The sequence below is a fragment of the Gelidibacter mesophilus DSM 14095 genome (genome assembly GCF_000423005.1).
GTDB classification, from domain to species: domain Bacteria; phylum Bacteroidota; class Bacteroidia; order Flavobacteriales; family Flavobacteriaceae; genus Gelidibacter; species Gelidibacter mesophilus.
The window spans coordinates 172,083-191,513 of sequence record NZ_AUHD01000001.1; the positions used below are offsets into that span (position 1 = coordinate 172,083).

Here is a 19,431-nt window from a genome sequence, read left to right on the forward strand (position 1 = left end):
GATAATGTTAAATATTAATGGTTTCTTTGGTTGTAGAATTAATTTAAACAGGAAATCATGACACCACAAGAATTTCAATCCAAGGTAGCCAATGCTAGAGAATTGGATTTCGGAACTATCTTTAATCAATCCATTGAATTATTCAAAAAAAGCTGGCTGCATGGTTTTTTAATGCAATTATTTGTGATGATTTTGATGCTACCATTAATAATTGTTTTATATGTTCCGATGATTATGATGTTGATTGCGCAATCTGAATCTGGGCAAATGGATCCTAATGCCATGAGTGGTCTATTTGCTGGTTTTTCTATAGTTTATATTTTGTTGTTTTGTGTAGGTGTCCTTGCCGTTGGAGGCATTCAAGTTGCACTGATCGCTGCGTTTTTTAGAATTTTGAGCCACTTAGATCAAGGCCAGATGGTCAAAACCTCGGACATGTTTTTTTTCCTGAAGGGCAGGTATCTTGGTAAAATTTTCCTTCTGATGTTTGTGACTATTTTAATAGCACTTCCTGCAGTTTTATTCTTTTATTTACCATTTATTTATGTCATGGTGCCGATGTCCTTCTTTTCATTGGTTTTTGCGTTTAATCCAGAATGGTCCATAGGAGATATCGTTGGTTCAAGTTTTAGATTGGGAAATAAAAAATGGGTATTGACTTTTGGGTTGCTTTTGGTTTCTTATGTCACGGTTATGGTCTTGAGTATGGTATCTTGCGGACTTGGAGGTTTGTTTTTTGCGCCTTTCATGTATCATCCTATCTTTTATATATATAAAGGTACGGTTGGGTTTGATGATTTAAGTGAATTAAATAGAATTGGTGAAAGAGAGTTCCTGTAACGCAACCTTTTACAAAGTTTTGCATCTATTAATAAAACCACCTCTCATGAAACACATACTACTCCTTTTTGCTTTTGTTTGTCTATGGTCATGTCATGATGACGACAAAGACTATGAAATGATCAACGTTGCTGTGCCAGAAATGATGTCCAAAACTGAATTTAGAAATTCAATTGACGTACAATCAGCAAAGGCCATAGTTGAAGCTGGTAAAATTTATGCCTATGACAATTATATCTTTATTTCTGATAAGGATAATGGCGTTCATGTGGTGGACAATTCAAATCCAAAAGCACCTAAGACAATCTCATATTTAAAAATACCTGGTAATGAGGATATTTCTATTAAGAATAACTTTCTCTATGCAGATAGTGCTACAGATTTAGTTGTTTTTGATGTTTCCAATATTCAGAACATAAAACTTGTTGAGCGTTTGGAAGACGTATTTTCTGTCTATAATTACCGCATTCCCAATGAAGCAGAATATGCTGATTTTAATAATTTTGACTTTGAAAATAATGTTGTAGTAGGGTGGAACATTGTACAAGAACGCCGCGAAATCTTCAATCCCAATGATTTAGTTTTCAATGATGCCGCGTTTTCTAATGTAGCAGAGAGTTCAAATGTTGGCGTTGGTGGCTCTTTAGCGCGTTTTCAGATTGTTAAAGATTACTTATATACGGTGGGTTCTTATGAAATGTCTATTTTCAATATTTCTAATTTGGGTTCACCAATTTTAGAAACTATACAACCGTCTGGATGGAATATTGAAACCATGTTCTATGCAGATGATTATCTCTATTTAGGCGGCACCAATGGGACGTATATCTACAGTATGGAAAATCCGGCAAGTCCTAGTTATGTATCTGAATTTGTCCATTGGGAAGGCTGTGATCCTATTGTTGTGGATGGCAATTATGCCTATCTTACTTTAAGAGGCGGAAATGCCTGTGGTCAATTGGAAAGTGTGCTTGAAGTTATAGATATTTCGGATAAAACAAAACCAACCTTGGCGGACAGATATGCTCTGGACAATCCTTATGGTTTAGGTTTCAGTAATAACAGCTTGTTTGTTTGTGATGGCACTTCAGGCTTAAAAGTATTTGATAAAACCAATCCTCGGGCTTTAAAACAAATCGAATCGTTTCCAAATGTGCATGCCAAAGATGTCATTCCTTTAAAAAATAGTTTATTAATGGTTGGTAATGGCGTGTTATATCAATACCAATATATGGATAGTAAACTGCAACTATTGAGTAGCTATTCATTGAATTAAAAAAATACTCTTAATATTTTTCTAAAGCCTGAATCTCTAGGCTTTTTTTGTTCCTATCCATCAATCGATTAAATGCACATAAATGGGCTTAAATATTTTTAATTAGGTTGAATAATTATTTTTCATATACATTTGTAGCCATAAAAAAATTAATATGGCGAAGAACTTGGTAATTGTTGAGTCCCCTGCAAAGGCTAAAACAATTGAGAAATTTTTAGGAAAGGATTTTAAGGTAGAGTCTAGTTTTGGGCATATTGCCGATTTACCTTCAAAAGAATTGGGGGTTGATGTTGACGGCAATTTCAAGCCAACTTATGAAGTATCCAAAGATAAAAAAGCAGTTGTAAAAAAACTGAAAGATTTAGCAAAAGGAGCCGATATGGTTTGGTTGGCAAGTGATGAGGATCGTGAGGGTGAGGCCATTGCTTGGCATTTAGCTGAGACTTTAAAATTGGACAAAGCAAAGACCAAACGTATTGTTTTTCATGAAATTACCAAAACTGCCATTCTAAAAGCCATTGAAAACCCTCGTGATATTGATTACCATTTAGTAGACGCGCAACAGGCGCGCCGGGTATTAGATAGAATTGTGGGTTATGAATTATCTCCTGTATTATGGCGCAAGGTTAAAGGCGGACTCTCAGCAGGCCGTGTGCAATCTGTTTCCGTCAGACTTATTGTAGAACGCGAAAGAGAAATACAAGAATTCAATCCAGAAGCGTCTTATAGAATTGATGCTGAATTTTCTAATGAAGAGGGGCAGACTTTTAAGGCAAAGCTTCCGAAGAATTTTTCTACTAAAGAAGAAGCCTATAAATTTTTAGAATCCAATGCATCAGCCGCATTTAAAGTTGCTGAATTAGACAAAAAGCCCGCTAAGAAATCTCCAGCGGCACCATTTACCACTTCAACCTTACAACAAGAGGCGTCGCGTAAACTCTATTTTTCGGTATCGAAAACCATGACTATGGCACAGCGCTTGTATGAAGCTGGATTGATAACTTATATGAGAACAGATAGTGTCAACTTATCTGACGATGCCCGTAAAGGTGCGGAAGCAGAAATCAAGGAGGCTTATGGTTCTAAATATAGTAAACCACGCAATTATAAAGGGAAATCAAAAGGTGCACAAGAAGCGCATGAGGCGATTAGGCCTACTGATTTTTCTGTGCATTCTGTACAGATTGATAGAGATCAGGCACGGTTATATGATTTGATTTGGAAACGTGCCATCGCTTCGCAAATGAGCGAAGCCGAACTCGAGCGTACTAACGTAAAAATTAGTGCTTCAACCCATAAAGAGTTATTCAGTGCGAATGGAGAGGTCATCACTTTTGAAGGGTTTTTAAAAGTGTATCTAGAAGGTACGGATGACGAAGATTCAGAACAGGACGGGATGTTGCCTGCAATGAAAACGAACGAAACTCTTCTCAACTCTTATATTACGGCCACTGAGCGTTACACAAGACCGCCTTACAGATATACAGAAGCTTCTTTGGTAAAACAATTGGAGGAATTGGGCATTGGTCGTCCATCAACTTACGCCCCAACCATTTCAACCATTCAGAATAGAAATTATGTAGAAAAAGGATCTGTGGAAGGAACAGAGCGTAACTATACACAATTGACTTTAAAAAATGGAAAGGTAAAAGATAAGGAGCTCACAGAAAAAGTTGGATCAGATAAAGGTAAACTGGTTCCAACTGATATTGGAATGATCGTTACCGACTTCTTGGTCAATCATTTTGCGAGTATTTTAGATTATAATTTTACGGCAAAAGTAGAAGCTGATTTTGATGAAATCGCAGAAGGCAAGGAAGATTGGACCAAAATGATGAAGGATTTCTATAAGGATTTCCATCCGCAGGTTGAAGATGTTCAAGAAAATGCAGAACGGGAATCAGGCGAACGTATCTTGGGGAAAGATCCAAAAACAGGTCGTCAGGTGAGTGTACGCTTAGGTAAATTTGGGCCAATGGTACAAATAGGAACCGTTGAGGAAGAAGAAAAGCCATTATTTGCCAGTCTGTCTCCAGACCAGCAATTAAATACAATAACTTATGAGGAAGCGATGGATCTCTTCCAACTTCCAAAAACATTGGGCAGTTATAAAGACGAAACTGTTGAGGTCAACAATGGCCGTTTTGGACCTTACGTGAAATTTGGTGATAAGTATATCTCACTTCCAAAAGGGATGGAAGCCTTGAATGTGGAGCTTGACGAGGCCATAGAGTTGATTAAGGAAAAGGAAAAAGCAGACGCACCTATATATATGTATAAGGATTTACCTGTTCAGAAAGGTAAAGGACGTTTTGGACCATTTATCAAATGGAACGAGATGTTCATTAACGTCAATAAAAAATACGATTGGGACAATTTATCGGATGAAGACATCGTACAATTGATTGAGGATAAAATACAAAAGGAAATAGATAAGGTTATCCACAATTGGGAAGACGAAGGCATACGTGTAGAAAAAGCACGATGGGGACGTCATAACGTAATAAAGGGTAAAACTAAAATCGAATTGGCTAAAACCGTTGATGTTTCTGAGTTAACCTTAGAAAGTGCAAAAGCAATGATTGAAGCCAAAGCTTCTAAAAAGAAAACTGCCAAAAAAGCGCCAGCCAAAAAGTCCACCCCTAAAAAGACGGCCGCAAAAAAAGCAACTCCTAAAAAGAAGTAAATCATGACTTTTAATTTTTTATCTCCTGTTTCTGATGAGGTTTTGGCAGACAATGAGCTTTTATTGCCGCATGCTTTGGGTAAAAAGTTTAAGATACATTCCAATGCGGATGGACTTCCAGATCTTGACGATGTAAAGATTGCAATTATAGGTGTTCTTGAAAATAGAAACGATGTCAATTATATAGGGACGGATGTGCAATTGAATATGATCAGAAAGGTCTTGTACCATCTTTTTCCTGGAAATTGGCACACCACTGTGGCAGATTTGGGAGATATTAGAAAAGGCGATAGTGTAGAAGATACTTATTTTGCTCTGAGAACAACCATCAATGTATTGCTTGAAAAGCAAATCATCCCTATCATATTAGGAGGTAGTCAAGATTTGACCTATTCCAATTACAGAGCTTATGACGGTATTTTGCCAATGGTGAATATTGTTAACGTGGATAGTAATTTTGATCTGGGCGATTCAACCTTACCTATAAAGAATAATAGCTATTTAGGGAAGATTATCTTAGAACAGCCCTACAATTTGTTTAACTATTCAACTATTGGGTATCAAACCTATTTCAATTCTCAAGAAGAAATAGATTTAATGGAGAAGCTTTACTTTGAAGCCTATCGGTTGGGGGAAGTGTCTAAATCAATAGCCTTGGTAGAACCTGTGATGAGAGATGCCCATATTGTCAGCGTCGATTTGAAGTCGGTTAAGGCTTCTGAGTTATCAAGTAAGCAAAAATATTCGCCTAATGGATTAGATGGTAAGGAAATTTGTGCCATTGCTCGATATGCAGGTATCAGCAATAAAGTGTCCTCGTTTGGTGTTTATGAATACCAACATTCAGAAGATGATCACGTTACTGCAATGCTTGTCTCGCAAATGCTCTGGTACTTTATTGAAGGGGTGAATTGTCGGATAAAGGAAGATCCTTTAAATGATGATATCAATTATCAGAAGTTTAACGTCTTGATAGATGATGATGAACTGATTTTTTACAAGAGTATCAAAACAGGACGTTGGTGGATCGAAATTCCTTTTTTACCAGAGGCCAATAATAAATTAAAAAAGCATACGTTATTACCTTGCATGTATGAGGATTACGAAGAGGCCATACAAGGAAAAATACCCGAAAGATGGTATAAAGCCTATAGAAAAAACAGTTTCTAATCAGTTTTGTTAACATTTCTTTAATCGATGAAACGCCCTCTTTTTGGGATGAAATGCAAAAAAAGTGAAAAAAAAATTGTTTTTTTGAAAATATATAGATATGTTTACTCCCTCAAAATATACAAACTGAACATTAAGACTAAATAATTTAACCTCGAGTTTATATGAATATGAAGAAGTTCGCTTTATTAACCGCTGTTTTAGCCCTCATGGCTAGTTGTAATTCTGGAGACAGAGGAGAACTAGTAGGTGCTAAAGGAAAGAAATGGCATCCAGAAAAACCATACGGAATGGCGCTTGTCCCTGGTGGGTCATTCATTATGGGTAAATCTGATGATGATTTGGCTGGTATACAGGATGCACCAACCAAAACTGCCACAGTTAGAGCCTTTTACATGGATGAGACTGAAATCACGAATAGTGAGTATCGCAAGTTCGTAAATTGGGTAAGAGATTCTACTATCAGAACGAAGTTGGCCATTATTGCTGATGATTTTGGTTTGACTCCTGGCGATGGAGGTACTGGAGAATTCGCATTTAAAGATGCGGATCCAGAAAATATGACCGTTTATGAAAAGTACATGTACGACAATTATAGTGGGTTAGGTCCTACAGGTTATGAAGGTCGTAAATTGAACAAAAACGTGAAACTTATTTTTGACAACAACAAGTATCCAGATGAGTACTATGCTGAAGTTATGGACACCATGTATTTGCCAATGGAAGAATCTTATAACGGCCAACGTACTTGGGATGTTAAGAAATTTAAGTTTCAATACACTTATATGGACATCCAGAAGGCGGCCAAAAACAGAGATTTAAAACGTAAGGACGTTTTAGTTACTGAAGAGGTTGAAATTTACCCAGATACTACCGCTTGGATTAGAGATTTTGCATACTCTTATAATGAGCCAATGCACAATGATTATTTCTGGCACGATGCTTATGGTGAATATCCGGTAGTAGGTGTGTCTTGGAAACAGGCTAATGCATTCTGTAACTGGAGAACTTTATATAAAAACTCTTACCAAAAGGCAAGAGGTAGACAGGCCGTTAACTCATTCAGGTTACCATCTGAAGCAGAGTGGGAATATGCTGCAAGAGGAGGTTTGCAAGGTGCAACATTCCCATGGGGTGGTCCTTATGCTAAAAACGATAGAGGGTGTTTCTTAGCCAACTTTAAGCCATTGCGTGGCGACTATGCTGCCGATATGGCATTATATACTGTTGAAGCAAAATCCTACGAACCAAATGATTATAACCTTTATAACATGGCTGGTAACGTTTCAGAATGGGTACACGGATCTTATGATCCAGCATCTTATGAGTACATGTCTACTATTAATCCTAATGTCAATGATGCCAACAACCAACGTAAAGTGGTACGGGGTGGTTCATGGAAAGACGTTGCTTACTTCCTACAGGTGAGTTCAAGAGATTACGAGTACGCTGATTCAGCACGTAGTTATATCGGCTTTAGAACCGTACAGGATTATATGGGTACTGATATTACTGCCAACGCAGCCACAAACAAAAATTAATACGTATTACAACCAAAACTAAATATTAATCTACTTAAGAACTTTAACTTAACTTAAAACAAACATTATGGCACAATCAAGAACAAGAAAAAGAATTATGGTAATGACCTACGGTCTAGGGGCCGCAGTTGTAATCCTAGGAGCACTTTTTAAAATTATGCACTGGCCCTTTGGTAACGAAATGTTGATCCTCGGTCTGGTAACAGAGTCAGTTGTATTTGCTGTTTCGGCTTTTGAACCTATTGATGACGATTTGGATTGGTCATTAGTGTATCCTGAATTGGCAGGAGGTCAAACTGTTCATACAAAAAAGGAACAATTAAAAGAGAAAGATGCTGAAGGTCTTTTATCTAAAAAATTGGATGAATTACTTAAAGATGCAAAAATTGATGGCGAATTAATGGCCAGTTTAGGGAATAGTATCAAAAACTTTGAAGGTGCTGCAAAAGGGATCAACCCAACAGTAGATTCGATGACTGCTACCAGAAAGTACGGTGAAGAAATGTCATTGGCTGCTGCTCAAATGGAGTCATTGAACAGTCTTTATAAAGTTCAGATGGAATCTGCAAGTCGCCAGGCTGCGATTAACGAAGAAGCTGTTGAAAACGCAACAAAACTTAAAGATCAAATGAAGTCATTGGCATCTAACCTATCATCATTGAATGGTGTTTATGGTGGTATGCTTTCTGCAATGAACAGAAATAATTAGTAATTAGTAGAAATTATACAAACCAACAACTAAAAACTAATTAGAGATGGCAGGAGGAAAATTATCCCCAAGACAGAAAATGATTAACCTTATGTATTTGGTGTTTATCGCAATGATGGCGCTTAATATGTCGAAAGAAGTGCTTTCAGCATTTGGGTTAATGAACGAAAGAATCACTGATTCTAATGAATCTGCAACGATTCGTAACAATGCATTTATGGATGGTCTGGCAAGCAAAGTTGCTGAACAACCAGCTAAATATGAGCCATTAAAAGCAAAGGCAGATGCAATTGACAAACTTTCAACAGATTTTTACAGCTATCTAGAATCCGTTAAATCTGGCTTATTGAAATCGGTAAAAGATCCAAAGAAATACGAGGAAATGGATAGGACTGATTTTCTTGATGAGAAATGGTTCAACGGTGATAAATTGACGAAAGCAGGTCAGGAATTTTTAGATCAAATCAAAACTTATAGAGAAGGTGTGATTCAGGAATTAGGCGAAGGTAATCAAGATATCCAAGCTGATATTCGTAAAAAATTCGCAACTGATGATCAGAAAACCACCGATGGCATCAAAAAAGGATGGGTGAACTATCATTTTGAAGGCTTCCCTATGGTGGCGTCTTTAACGAAGCTTACGCAATTACAAGCCGATGTTAAAACAATAGAGTCTGAAGTCTTATCTTCTATGTTGGCAGGTGAGCAGGTGAAGCAATTGTCTATGAAAAATTATACAGCAATTGTAATTCCTGATAAAACGGCATTCTTTAGTGGTGAAAATTTCAAAGGGAAAGTAGTATTGGGCCGTTTTGACAATACTCTGAATTTCGAAAAGATCACAATTAACGGAAAAGAATTGGACAATACCCAAGCAGGTCAAGTACTTCTTGATTTCCCTTCAGGAGCTGTAGGAGAACGTGATATAAAAGGAAGTTTACAATTTAAGGAAGGTGATGAAATAGTTGAAATTCCAATCACAAGTACCTATGCTGTAGTTCCTAAACCAAACTCTGCAACTATTTCAGCAGACAAGATGAATGTGGTTTACCGCGGTGTCGATAACCCAATGACCATATCATTTGCTGGTGTTTCTGATAATAACGTAACAGCATCTGCTCCTGGATTAAGCAAAGGGTCAGGAACTGGTAAATATGTAATGAGACCGGGTTCTGGTAAAGAGGTGACGATTAATGTTAATGGAAAGCTTCCTGATGGATCTCCTGTTAATGATAAAGCGTCTTTCAGAATCAAGGATATTCCTAAGCCTTCAGGAACTATTGCTGGACAAGCTGATAATGTAAGCTTACCAAAGAACAATGTTGAAATAGCGACAGTTAATGCTAAATTATTCGACTTTGATTTTGATCTTGACATCAACGTGACATCATTCAAAATTAAAGTGCCAGGTCAGCCAACAGTTACTGTTAATGGTAATAAAATGAATGATCAAGCACGAAGCGCATTGCGTAAAGCATCAAGAGGTGATGGTGTTCAGATTTTTGAAATTAAATCTGAGATCAAAGGAAACAGCAGTATTAAATTGCTTCCTGCATCACCAGTATTTATTGAAATATCAAACTAAATATAATTTAGGAACGTTGTAATCACGTTGAGTACATCAAGGTATTAATATCCCAAATAATAATTAAAAAGATGAAATTAAAATATTGTTTATTAACCGTTTTAAGTGTTGGGTTCGCAGTGAGTTCGTTTGGACAAACAAACTTGCTCAATGCAAAAACACCCCAAGAAATTGGTGTAAAATCTGACGCCCAAAAAGCTATGGATAACGACAGACCGCTTGAATACGGTTATGTTGATGATAGAGATATCATGTTTTCAAAAATGACTTGGGAGAAAATAGTTCTTGATGAACGTGTCAATTTTCCATTATACTATCCGGTAGACACCAATAACATTGGAGCAAACAGACGCTCTTTGTTTGATGTACTATGGAAAAGTATCAGAGACGGAAAGATTGAAAACGTTTATGATGATTCTTATTTTACCACCAAACGTAAACCACAGGACATCCAATCTATCATGTCAAAAACTGACACTTTAGATATTGGATACCAACAGTACAATTCAGAAGGGTTTGTGTCTCCAGAATATATTTTAAAGAGAGATATTCAGTCTTATGATATCAGTGCTTACCTTATAAAGGGGTTGTGGTATTTTGATAAGCGTCAAGGCGAATTGAAGTATAGACTGTTGGGAATCGCACCAGCTGCACCAGACGTGAATTTTATTGACTCTGATGATGAAGCCAACAAACAACCTATTGCCTTATTTTGGGTATTCTATCCAGAGGTAAGAAATGTTTTGCATGAAGCCAAAGCATTCAACAATCAAAATAGTGCCATGCCATTTTCGTATGACCACTTGTTGAATTCAAGACGTTTCAATGGCTATATGTACAAAGAAGAAAATGTTTACGGAGACAGAGAAGTTAAGGAGTATGTTGCTGACAACGCCTTAATGCAACTGTTGGAATCTGATCGTATCAAAGATAAGATTCGTGATTTTGAACAAGATATGTGGGCTTACTAGTAACTGCCTATTGTTTTAATTGAAGCGCTCACTTTTTAAGTGGGCGCTTTTTTTGTTCAAATAACCCCGATATATTTCTAATTTTTTCATTGCAAAATTTGAAAGCACAGTAAAGTAATATCGATTAAGAATGGTATTTTTGTGGGCATGAAAGAAGTCGATTATATCATTGTAGGCTGTGGATTGGCGGGCATCTCTTTTTGTGAGGAACTAAGAGCCAATGAGAAAACCTTTATAGTGTTTGATGATGAATCACAGCAGTCCTCTGTAGTCGCTGCTGGTTTGTATAACCCTGTTATTCTTAAGCGTTTTTCGCCAGTTTGGAAAGCCAAGGAACAGTTGGAGATAGCCTTACCTTTTTACGAACATTTGGAGAACCTATTAGGCGTCAAATTAGATCATAAGTTGCCAGTTTATAGAAGGTTTGCGTCGGTGGAAGAGCAAAATGAATGGTTCAATGCTTCCGATAAGCCTTTGTTGGAAGATTATCTGTCTCCACAAATCATCAAAAACGAAATTGATACAGTTAATGCACCTTTCGGTTTTGGAAGAGTTTTAGAAACGGGACGTGTGGATACCTCGGCATTGCTAAAACATTACAAATTATTTTTGAAAACGATTAATAGTTATAGCACTGAAACTTTTGATTATTCTGATTTAAAACTTCAGCATGATTTCGTAATCTATGAAAACATCAAATCTAAATTTATTGTTTTTGCTGAGGGTTTTGGCATGGTTAAGAATCCATTTTTTAAGGAATTACCTCTTAATGTGGCCAAAGGTGAAGTTTTGACCATTAAAGCGTCAGACTTAAAAATGGCGTTTATATTAAAATCTTCTGTATTTGTGGTTCCGGAACTAGACGATTGCTATTCGGTAGGAGCCACCTATAATTGGGAGGACACTACGCACGATATTACTGAAGCTGCAAAAATGGAGTTGTTGGATAAGCTAAAAGGACTCATCACCTGTAAGTATGAAGTCGTGGATCAGGTGGCTGGCATTCGTCCTACCGTTAAGGACAGAAGACCTTTGGTTGGTAGGCATCCAAAATACAGGAATGTAGCCATTTTAAATGGATTGGGAACTCGTGGCGTAATGATTGGACCTTATGTCGCGAAGCAATTATTCCAACTTTTGGAAAATGACCTCCCGTTGGAAGAAGAAATAGATATTAAACGCTTCCAAGATTAGGATGCCACGATACCTTGCTCTGGATAAATGTTCTGCAAGAGCACTTATCATCTTTTCTTAGGATTTTTTTGGGCCAAATCCTTGTCATAGTGGATAAACATGTTTATCCAAATGGTTCTTGATACGCGCATAATAATTGGCATAAAAACAATGAGAGTCACTGTTATGGCTATAAATGCTGTCATCAGAGAAGAATTCAAGAAGAAATAGCTAATAATAAATGCGGCCACTGAAAATGCAATACCAACCCCATAGCTGACGTACATGGAGCCAAAAAAGAATGAAGGCTCCAAACGATACTTCGTTTGGCAATGGGAACATTTTTCTCCAATCTTTAGGGTATCTCTTAGCACATATGGATTAGGATTGAGGTACATTGATTCTTCATGGCACTTCGGACATGATCCGGTAAAAATACTATATAGTTTACTTCCTTTATTTATCATGGATTATGATTACTTTTGCATTTTCAAATAAAAAACAAAATTAAGATTTTTAAAATTAATGTTTTGTAACAATACTTACAAATAATGCTCAATATACATAATCTTTCTATTTCCTTTCAAGGCGAATACCTATTCGAAGATATTACTTTTAGACTCGGAGCTGGTGACAGAATTGGTCTTATCGGAAAAAATGGCGCTGGGAAATCTACCATGCTTAAAATTCTTTCGAAGGAAATGGAACCGGATACGGGTCAAATTGCCGCTGATAAAAATTTAAGTTTTGGATTTTTGAAACAGGATATTGATTTTGTCTTAGGCAGGACAGTTCTTGAAGAAGCCTACGAAGCTTTTAAAGAAATCAAGGAATTGGAAGCTAAAATTGATGATATCAATCATCAGTTGGTGGAGCGCACTGATTATGAAAGTGATATTTACCATCAGCTTATGGTAGATTTGAGCGACATCCAACATCAGTACGAAATTATAGGTGGATATAATTATCAAGGTGAAACCGAAAAAATCCTCCAAGGGTTGGGTTTTAAGCGCCAGGATTTTGAGAAGCTGACAGATACTTTTTCAGGGGGATGGCGTATGCGTATTGAGTTGGCCAAATTATTACTACAAAACAATGATATTTTACTGCTGGATGAGCCAACCAACCACTTGGATATAGAGTCTATTATTTGGCTAGAAGGTTTTTTAAGGAGTTATGTTGGAGCTGTGGTTATCGTATCGCACGATAAGATGTTTTTGGACAATGTCACCAATCGTACTATTGAGATCTCTTTGGGAAGGATTTACGATTATAAAAAACCATATTCGCAGTATTTAGTTCTCCGAAATGAACTTAAGGCGCAGCAGTTGGCCTCACAAAAAAATCAGCAAAAACAAATTGAGCAGACTGAAAAATTAATTGAGAAATTTCGAGCCAAAGCGTCCAAAGCAACAATGGCCCAATCGCTGATCAAAAAGTTGGATCGTATGGACCGTATTGAGGTGGACGAAGATGATAATAGCGTCATGACCCTTAATTTCCCAATTTCTATTGTGCCTGGGAAAGTAGTGGTGGAAGCAGAGCATATCTCTAAAAAATATGGCGATTTGCAAGTGCTAAAAAACATTGATCTGAATGTTGAGCGCGAAAGTAAGATTGCTTTTGTAGGTCAGAATGGTCAAGGAAAATCTACATTGGCAAAGATAATCGTTGGAGAGTTAAAGCATGAAGGTCATTTAAAACTTGGCCATAATGTCCAAATTGGATATTTCGCTCAAAATCAAGCCGAGTATTTAGATGGAAACAAAACTGTTTTGGACATCATGATTGATGCTGCCAATGAAAAGAATAGAAGTAAGGTTCGCGATATTTTAGGCTCATTCCTATTTAGGGGCGAGGAAGCTGAGAAATATGTGAGAGTACTTTCTGGGGGTGAGCGTAACCGTTTGGCTCTTGCTAAATTGTTATTGCAACCTTTTAATGTTTTGGTGATGGATGAGCCCACCAACCACTTGGATATTAAGTCAAAGAATGTGTTAAAAGAAGCTTTGAAGCGGTTTGAAGGCACTTTAATTTTAGTATCGCATGATAGGGATTTTCTTCAGGGCTTGACCAAAAGTGTGTATGAGTTTAAAGATCAAAAAATCAAAGAGTATTTGGGCGATATTGATTTTTATCTGGAGCAACGTAATGTTGAGAATTTGCGCGAAGTAGAGAAGCGCGATATTATCAAGGACGAACCGAAAGAGACCAATAAGCAGACTTACGAAGGTCAGAAAAAACAGAAGTCTTTAAATAATAAGCTAAGCAATGTGGAGGCTAAAATAAGCCAGCACGAAAAAGACATCAAATCCATGGATGTAGCGCTCGCAACAGATTATGATAAAACGGTGGCTGATCCAAAGTTTTTTGACTATTATAAAGGTAAAAAGGAAAAGCTCTCAAAATTAATGTTAGAATGGGAAACCGTTCAGGAAGAACTCGAACAAATGAATTAGAACGATTATGGAAGAGCATTTTTTTCAATGTCCGTATTGTTGGGAGGAAATTTCAATGTTGATTGATTATTCCGTTCCAAACCAAACTTATGTGGAAGATTGTGAGGTTTGCTGTAACCCCATTCTAATAACAGCCACCATTTCTGACGGACAGCTAGAGTCTTTTAGTTCTGAAAGTATTGAGCAATAGTAGGGTTACAAAGTAAAATAACGCGCTTCTCATCAAAAATATTTCAGCCACTATGTAAAAGCAAGTCATTATTATGCTAATTTTAATGACATGCAGGAGAACTTTCTACATTACGTATGGCAATTCAAAAAGTTTAACACCGCTGATTTAAAAACAACAGCAGGTGAAACTATTTCTTTGCTCAACATTGGCCAGCACAATTTAAACGGAGGTCCTGATTTTTTTAATGCCCAACTCAAAATTAACGAGCAGCTATGGGCAGGTAATGTGGAGATTCATATTAAATCAAGTGATTGGTATGTACATAATCATGAAGTGGACCCCGCCTATGATACTGTTATTTTACATGTGGTTTATGAGCATGATACAGATATTTACAGAAAGAACAATTCCAAAATCCCAACCTTAGAACTTAAGAAGCTAATCCATAAAAATGTATTTCAGAATTATCAAACGCTTTTAATGTCACCACATAAATGGATCAATTGTGAAAATGACTTTGCTGACGTAGATGAGTTTGTGGTTTCAAATTGGTTAGAGCGTTTGTACATTGAACGACTTGAAAGAAAGGCGAGTGCCATTGAAGTTTTATTGAGAAATTCAAAAAATGATTGGGAAGGCGTATTATTTAAACTTTTAGCTAAAAATTTTGGATTAAAAGTTAATGGAGAAGCATTTCTGAGCATGGCCAATTCTTTTGATTTTTCCATCCTAAGAAAATCGAAATCGCGGCCGCTTCAATTGGAAGCCTTGTTTTTTGGACAATTGGGAATGTTGGAAAAACCGATTGAAAATGCGTATTACTTAAACCTGTCCAACGAATATAGGTTCCTCAAACAGAAGTTCAATCTTTCCAATAAGAATGTCATTCCGCTTCAATTCTTCAGATTGAGACCTCCAAATTTTCCAACCATTAGATTGTCACAACTCGCAATGCTTTATTATGAGCATCCCAATTTGTTTACAAAAGTAATGGCAGCTGAAACTATTGAAGCTTTATATAAAATTTTTAACATCAGTAGTTCTGAGTTTTGGAAGACCCATTTCACTTTTGAAAAAACTTCCCGCGCTTCTCAAAAAACGCTGACCAAAAGCTTCGTTGATTTGTTATTGATCAATAGCATTCTTCCATTGAGATTTTGTTATGTACAACAACAAGGCAAACCTGCGGGAGAATCTAGTCTTTTGATGGCCAAAAAACTAGCGTCAGAACAGAATGCCATGATTAAAGCTTTTAATAATTTAAAACCTATCTCAAACTCGGCTATGACCTCCCAGGCCCTCATCCAGCTAAAAACCGAATATTGTGATAAGAACAGATGCATGAGTTGCGCTGTTGGAAATTGGCTTTTGCTGAAACAGTAACTTGGCAATCACATAAAAAAAGTGGTACTTTGCATTATGAATATTTTCTATAGAGCCTTAGTCTATTTTCAAAAACGTGGGTACTACGTTTGCCAACGTATTGCGGACAGGTTGGGTATTAGGGCTAAAGTTGTGCGCATATCTTTTATGTACCTGGCCTTTGTAACTGTAGGTTTTGGATTTGCACTTTATTTGTTTTTTGCCTTCTGGATGCGTATCAAAGATTTAATTTATACAAAACGCTCTTCAGTTTTTGATTTGTAGTTGATGACTGGAAGTGTGCGACTCTAGGGAATAAATTAATAAATAGGAATCACCTTATCCTAGTGGTTTGCAGTGTTGTTTATCATCGGTAGGATGAATGATATTACTTCTACATTTATCATGAAAAGTTCTGTTTTTCATTTTAACAACCAAATCTTTATAAAATCAATTTTTTTTAGCATCTTGTGGTGTTTTTTAACCAATTATTAATAACTAACTAAAATCCACCTATGAAGAAGTGTCTTCTTACCCTATTTAGTACATTATTGCCAATTTTATTTTTCGCTCAAGATTTTGATGTTAAAGGAGAAGCTATTAACCCTACTGACAATATTAATGATGGGGTTATAAAAGTCACTGCATCAGGTGGTGTTGCGCCGTACACTTATAGATGGAGCAATCAGAGCACACCTTCTAACTCCAGTGAGGCTGTCGGCTTAACTGAAGGAGTACCTTATACTGTGGTCATAACAGATGCCGTTGGAGACACAAAAACGGTTGTATATACGGTAAAGACGCAAGCAATTACAGAAGTATTTAATGGAACAATGACTCCCGCAGTTGCCGCCCTAGGGGCTATTTTATTTTGGGATCCATTTGCCGCAATAGGTGTTTATGACCCTGTGGTATATGCGGATGTCAAACAAATAGGCATTCCAGATTGGACAAATGACATCGACAATAAATATGTTCTTAAGGAATGGCTCCAACCAGAAGGCGCTAGAGTATCCAAAGACACACCCATTGCTATTATAACGGACAATACAGGAAAGGAGATTACTATAAAAGCTTCAGCCCGTGGCGAACTGAAACACCTTACTGCCGCTGGAAAAACAATTTATAATTCAGATAATAAAAAGCATGTCATTGAACAGGGTGCGCATTTTTTCGGCCAAGTTGTTTATGATAAGCCATTGGTCTTAACGCATCCAAATGGAGATCCTCTAACCAAACCAATTCCATTTATTGTAATATGGTTGGTATTGGGCGCTTTATTTTTTACTTTAAGAATGGGCTTTATAAACTTTAGAGGCTTTAGACATGCGATTGATTTGGCTCGTGGAAAATACGACGATCCTGATGCACCTGGTCAAGTAACCCATTTTCAAGCCTTGGCTACAGCAGTTTCAGGGACTGTTGGTCTTGGTAATATTGCTGGAGTTGCGGTGGCAATTTCATTGGGCGGTGCAGGAGCCACTTTTTGGATGATTGTTTGTGGTCTTTTAGGAATGTCCACAAAATTTGTGGAATGTACATTAGGTGTAAAATATAGAGATATCTTACCCGACGGACGTGTGTTTGGTGGCCCGATGAATTATTTACGCTACGGACTTGAAAAACGTCAAATGAAAGGTCTTGGTAAAGTACTTGCTGGTTTATTTGCGGTCTTAGCAGTTGGCGCCTCTTTTGGTGGAGGAAATATGTTTCAGGCCAACCAATCTTTTGAACAATTGGCTGGTCAATTTCCAGTTTTGGCTGGTCACGGATTTTGGTTTGGAATTGTTACCGCCGTGTTGGTTGGAATAGTTATTATTGGCGGTATCAGTAGTATTGCCAAAGTCACAGGAAAGGTAGTGCCAATTATGGCTTCTATATATATAGTTGCAGCATTGGCAGTTATTATCATGAACATTCAAAATGTTGGGCCTGCATTTGCTGCTATCTATGATGGTGCCTTTAGTGCCACTGCATTAAAAGGTGGGGTTATAGGGGTTTTGGTGATTGGTTTCCAACGTGCGGCATTCTCAAATGAGGCTGGGGTGGGATCTGCAGCAATAGCCCATAGTACCGCTAAAACAAACCATCCACCGTCAGAAGGTTTTGTAGCCTTGCTGGAACCGTTTATTGACACCGTTGTGGTGTGTACATTGACCGCATTGGTATTGATTTTTACAGGAATGCATGAAGTTGAAGGCATGGCAGGTGCACAATTGACTTCGGATGCTTTTGGAAGTCAAATCTCTTGGTTCCCTTATGTATTGGCATTGGCAGTTTTCTTATTTGCATTTTCAACCATGATTTCTTGGTCCTATTACGGAATGAGAGCTTGGACTTACTTATTTGGAAAAAGTAAAAAAATCGAATTCATCTATAAAATGCTATTCTTAGTTTTTGTGGTGATTGGTGCTTCAGTGAGTTTGGGGGCTGTATTGGATTTCTCAGATATGATGATTCTTGCGATGTCCTTTCCAAATATTATTGGATTATACATTATGTCAAAAGAAGTCAAAATCGATCTGGATTCTTATATTAAAAAACTAAAGGCAAATCTGCTTTACAGAAAGCAGGAGCCTCATAAATAGAAAAAAAGATGACATTTAAATCCCATTTCAAGTTTTCTAACAGTCAACGGAATGGGATTTTTTTATTGGCTATTCTCATCGTCGTTTTTCAATGTATTTACGCCTTCGCTGACTTTTCTTCTGAAGATATTCCAACGGATACAAAAGCTTTGGAAAAGTTCAGGCATCAAATAGATTCCTTAAAGCGCTTGGAAGTAGAGGCTAATAAACCAAAAGTTTTACCGTTCAATCCAAATTACATCACCGATTATAAGGGGTATACACTTGGGATGTCCACAGAGGAAATTGACCGATTATTGGAATTTAGAGCGCGAGATCAATGGGTCAATTCAGCCAAACAGTTTCAAGATGTGACCAAAATTTCTGATTCATTGCTCAATCAGCTAGCACCCTTTTTTAAATTTCCAGAATGGGTCACGGAATCAAAACCAAAAGCTAAGCTAGATTACTCTAAAAATAAAACTCCAAAAAAGGATGTTCAAAAACACGATTTAAATACTGCCACAGCCCAAGAACTGCAAAAGGTGAACGGCATTGGTGAAAAGCTGTCAGATAATATAATCAAATATCGAAACAAGTTTAAAGGTGGTTTTATTTCCGAAATTCAACTTCAGGATATCTACGGATTAACCCCCGAAGTAATAGAGCGTCTTACCAATGACTTCGCGGTGAAGACCCCAAGGCACGTCGAAAAGTTAGATATAAATACGGCAACAAGAGATCAACTGGTCACTATTCAGCATATTGACTATGAGATCGCACATTATATTATTGAGCAGAGAACGCTAAGAGACGGCTTCAAATCATTTGATGAGTTGTTGCGTGTTAAAAAGTTTCCAATTCAAAAATTCGAGATAATTAAGTTATATTTGACCATTAATTAAATGAAAAAAGAAAAC

Annotated in this window: 16 protein-coding genes; 15 read left to right on the top strand and 1 reads right to left on the bottom strand. The window is 37.1% G+C overall.

Annotation, left to right across the window (positions count from 1 at the left end; genetic code table 11):
• Window positions 1–57 precede the first annotated feature (57 nt).
• The 9 genes from G525_RS0100830 to G525_RS0100870 all read left to right on the top strand — a co-directional run bounded on the left by G525_RS0100830 (window position 58) and on the right by G525_RS0100870 (window position 11,972).
• On the top strand, window positions 58–840 hold the full coding sequence (locus tag G525_RS0100830) for a hypothetical protein (protein WP_027124446.1): 783 nt from the start codon (window positions 58–60) through the stop codon (window positions 838–840).
• Window positions 841–886: 46 nt separating this feature from the next.
• On the top strand, window positions 887–2,116 hold the full coding sequence (locus tag G525_RS0100835) for an LVIVD repeat-containing protein (RefSeq protein WP_027124447.1): 1,230 nt from the start codon (window positions 887–889) through the stop codon (window positions 2,114–2,116).
• Between the two features lie 154 nt (window positions 2,117–2,270).
• Window positions 2,271–4,802, top strand: coding sequence for a type I DNA topoisomerase (gene topA, locus G525_RS0100840; protein WP_027124448.1), 2,532 nt, complete (start codon window positions 2,271–2,273; stop codon window positions 4,800–4,802).
• Window positions 4,803–4,805: 3 nt separating this feature from the next.
• Window positions 4,806–5,972 carry a formimidoylglutamase gene (locus G525_RS0100845; RefSeq protein WP_027124449.1) on the top strand — a complete coding sequence of 389 codons (1,167 nt, stop codon included), beginning with the start codon at window positions 4,806–4,808 and terminating at the stop codon, window positions 5,970–5,972.
• 170 nt (window positions 5,973–6,142) lie between these two features.
• The gene (porK, locus tag G525_RS0100850) at window positions 6,143–7,513 is read left to right on the top strand and encodes a T9SS ring complex lipoprotein PorK/GldK (protein ID WP_035478726.1); all 1,371 of its coding nucleotides are present in this window, start codon (window positions 6,143–6,145) and stop codon (window positions 7,511–7,513) included.
• Window positions 7,514–7,580: 67 nt separating this feature from the next.
• Window positions 7,581–8,222 (top strand): type IX secretion system motor protein PorL/GldL, encoded by a 642-nt coding sequence (porL, locus tag G525_RS0100855; RefSeq protein WP_027124451.1) that lies wholly within the window; start codon window positions 7,581–7,583, stop codon window positions 8,220–8,222.
• A 46-nt stretch (window positions 8,223–8,268) separates the two neighbouring features.
• Window positions 8,269–9,807, top strand: a complete 1,539-nt coding sequence (porM, locus tag G525_RS0100860) for a type IX secretion system motor protein PorM/GldM (protein ID WP_027124452.1) — start codon at window positions 8,269–8,271, stop codon at window positions 9,805–9,807.
• A 71-nt stretch (window positions 9,808–9,878) separates the two neighbouring features.
• Entirely contained in the window at window positions 9,879–10,778 is a 900-nt protein-coding gene (gene porN, locus G525_RS0100865) for a type IX secretion system ring subunit PorN/GldN (RefSeq protein WP_027124453.1), read from the top strand.
• Window positions 10,779–10,925: 147 nt separating this feature from the next.
• The gene (locus G525_RS0100870; protein WP_027124454.1) at window positions 10,926–11,972 is read left to right on the top strand and encodes an NAD(P)/FAD-dependent oxidoreductase; all 1,047 of its coding nucleotides are present in this window, start codon (window positions 10,926–10,928) and stop codon (window positions 11,970–11,972) included.
• Window positions 11,973–12,019: 47 nt separating this feature from the next.
• Here G525_RS0100870 and G525_RS0100875 read toward each other — a convergent pair whose 3' ends face one another.
• The gene (locus tag G525_RS0100875) at window positions 12,020–12,418 is read right to left on the bottom strand and encodes a DUF983 domain-containing protein (protein ID WP_027124455.1); all 399 of its coding nucleotides are present in this window, start codon (window positions 12,416–12,418) and stop codon (window positions 12,020–12,022) included.
• Window positions 12,419–12,502: 84 nt separating this feature from the next.
• Between G525_RS0100875 and G525_RS0100880 the strand changes: the two genes are divergently transcribed.
• The 6 genes from G525_RS0100880 (at window position 12,503) to G525_RS0100905 (ending at window position 19,416) form a co-directional block, all read left to right on the top strand.
• The gene (locus G525_RS0100880) at window positions 12,503–14,410 is read left to right on the top strand and encodes an ABC-F family ATP-binding cassette domain-containing protein (protein WP_027124456.1); all 1,908 of its coding nucleotides are present in this window, start codon (window positions 12,503–12,505) and stop codon (window positions 14,408–14,410) included.
• A 7-nt stretch (window positions 14,411–14,417) separates the two neighbouring features.
• Window positions 14,418–14,600: a CPXCG motif-containing cysteine-rich protein gene (locus tag G525_RS0100885; RefSeq protein WP_027124457.1), complete on the top strand. Its 183-nt coding sequence runs from the start codon at window positions 14,418–14,420 to the stop codon at window positions 14,598–14,600.
• Window positions 14,601–14,690: 90 nt separating this feature from the next.
• Complete coding sequence (locus G525_RS0100890; RefSeq protein ID WP_027124458.1) at window positions 14,691–15,965, top strand: DUF2851 family protein; 1,275 nt, start codon at window positions 14,691–14,693, stop codon at window positions 15,963–15,965.
• Between the two features lie 36 nt (window positions 15,966–16,001).
• Window positions 16,002–16,229: a PspC domain-containing protein gene (locus G525_RS22460; protein WP_027124459.1), complete on the top strand. Its 228-nt coding sequence runs from the start codon at window positions 16,002–16,004 to the stop codon at window positions 16,227–16,229.
• Window positions 16,230–16,459: 230 nt separating this feature from the next.
• On the top strand, window positions 16,460–18,532 hold the full coding sequence (locus tag G525_RS0100900; protein WP_027124460.1) for an amino acid carrier protein: 2,073 nt from the start codon (window positions 16,460–16,462) through the stop codon (window positions 18,530–18,532).
• Window positions 18,533–18,540: 8 nt separating this feature from the next.
• Window positions 18,541–19,416: a ComEA family DNA-binding protein gene (locus G525_RS0100905; RefSeq protein ID WP_027124461.1), complete on the top strand. Its 876-nt coding sequence runs from the start codon at window positions 18,541–18,543 to the stop codon at window positions 19,414–19,416.
• Window positions 19,417–19,431 lie beyond the last annotated feature (15 nt).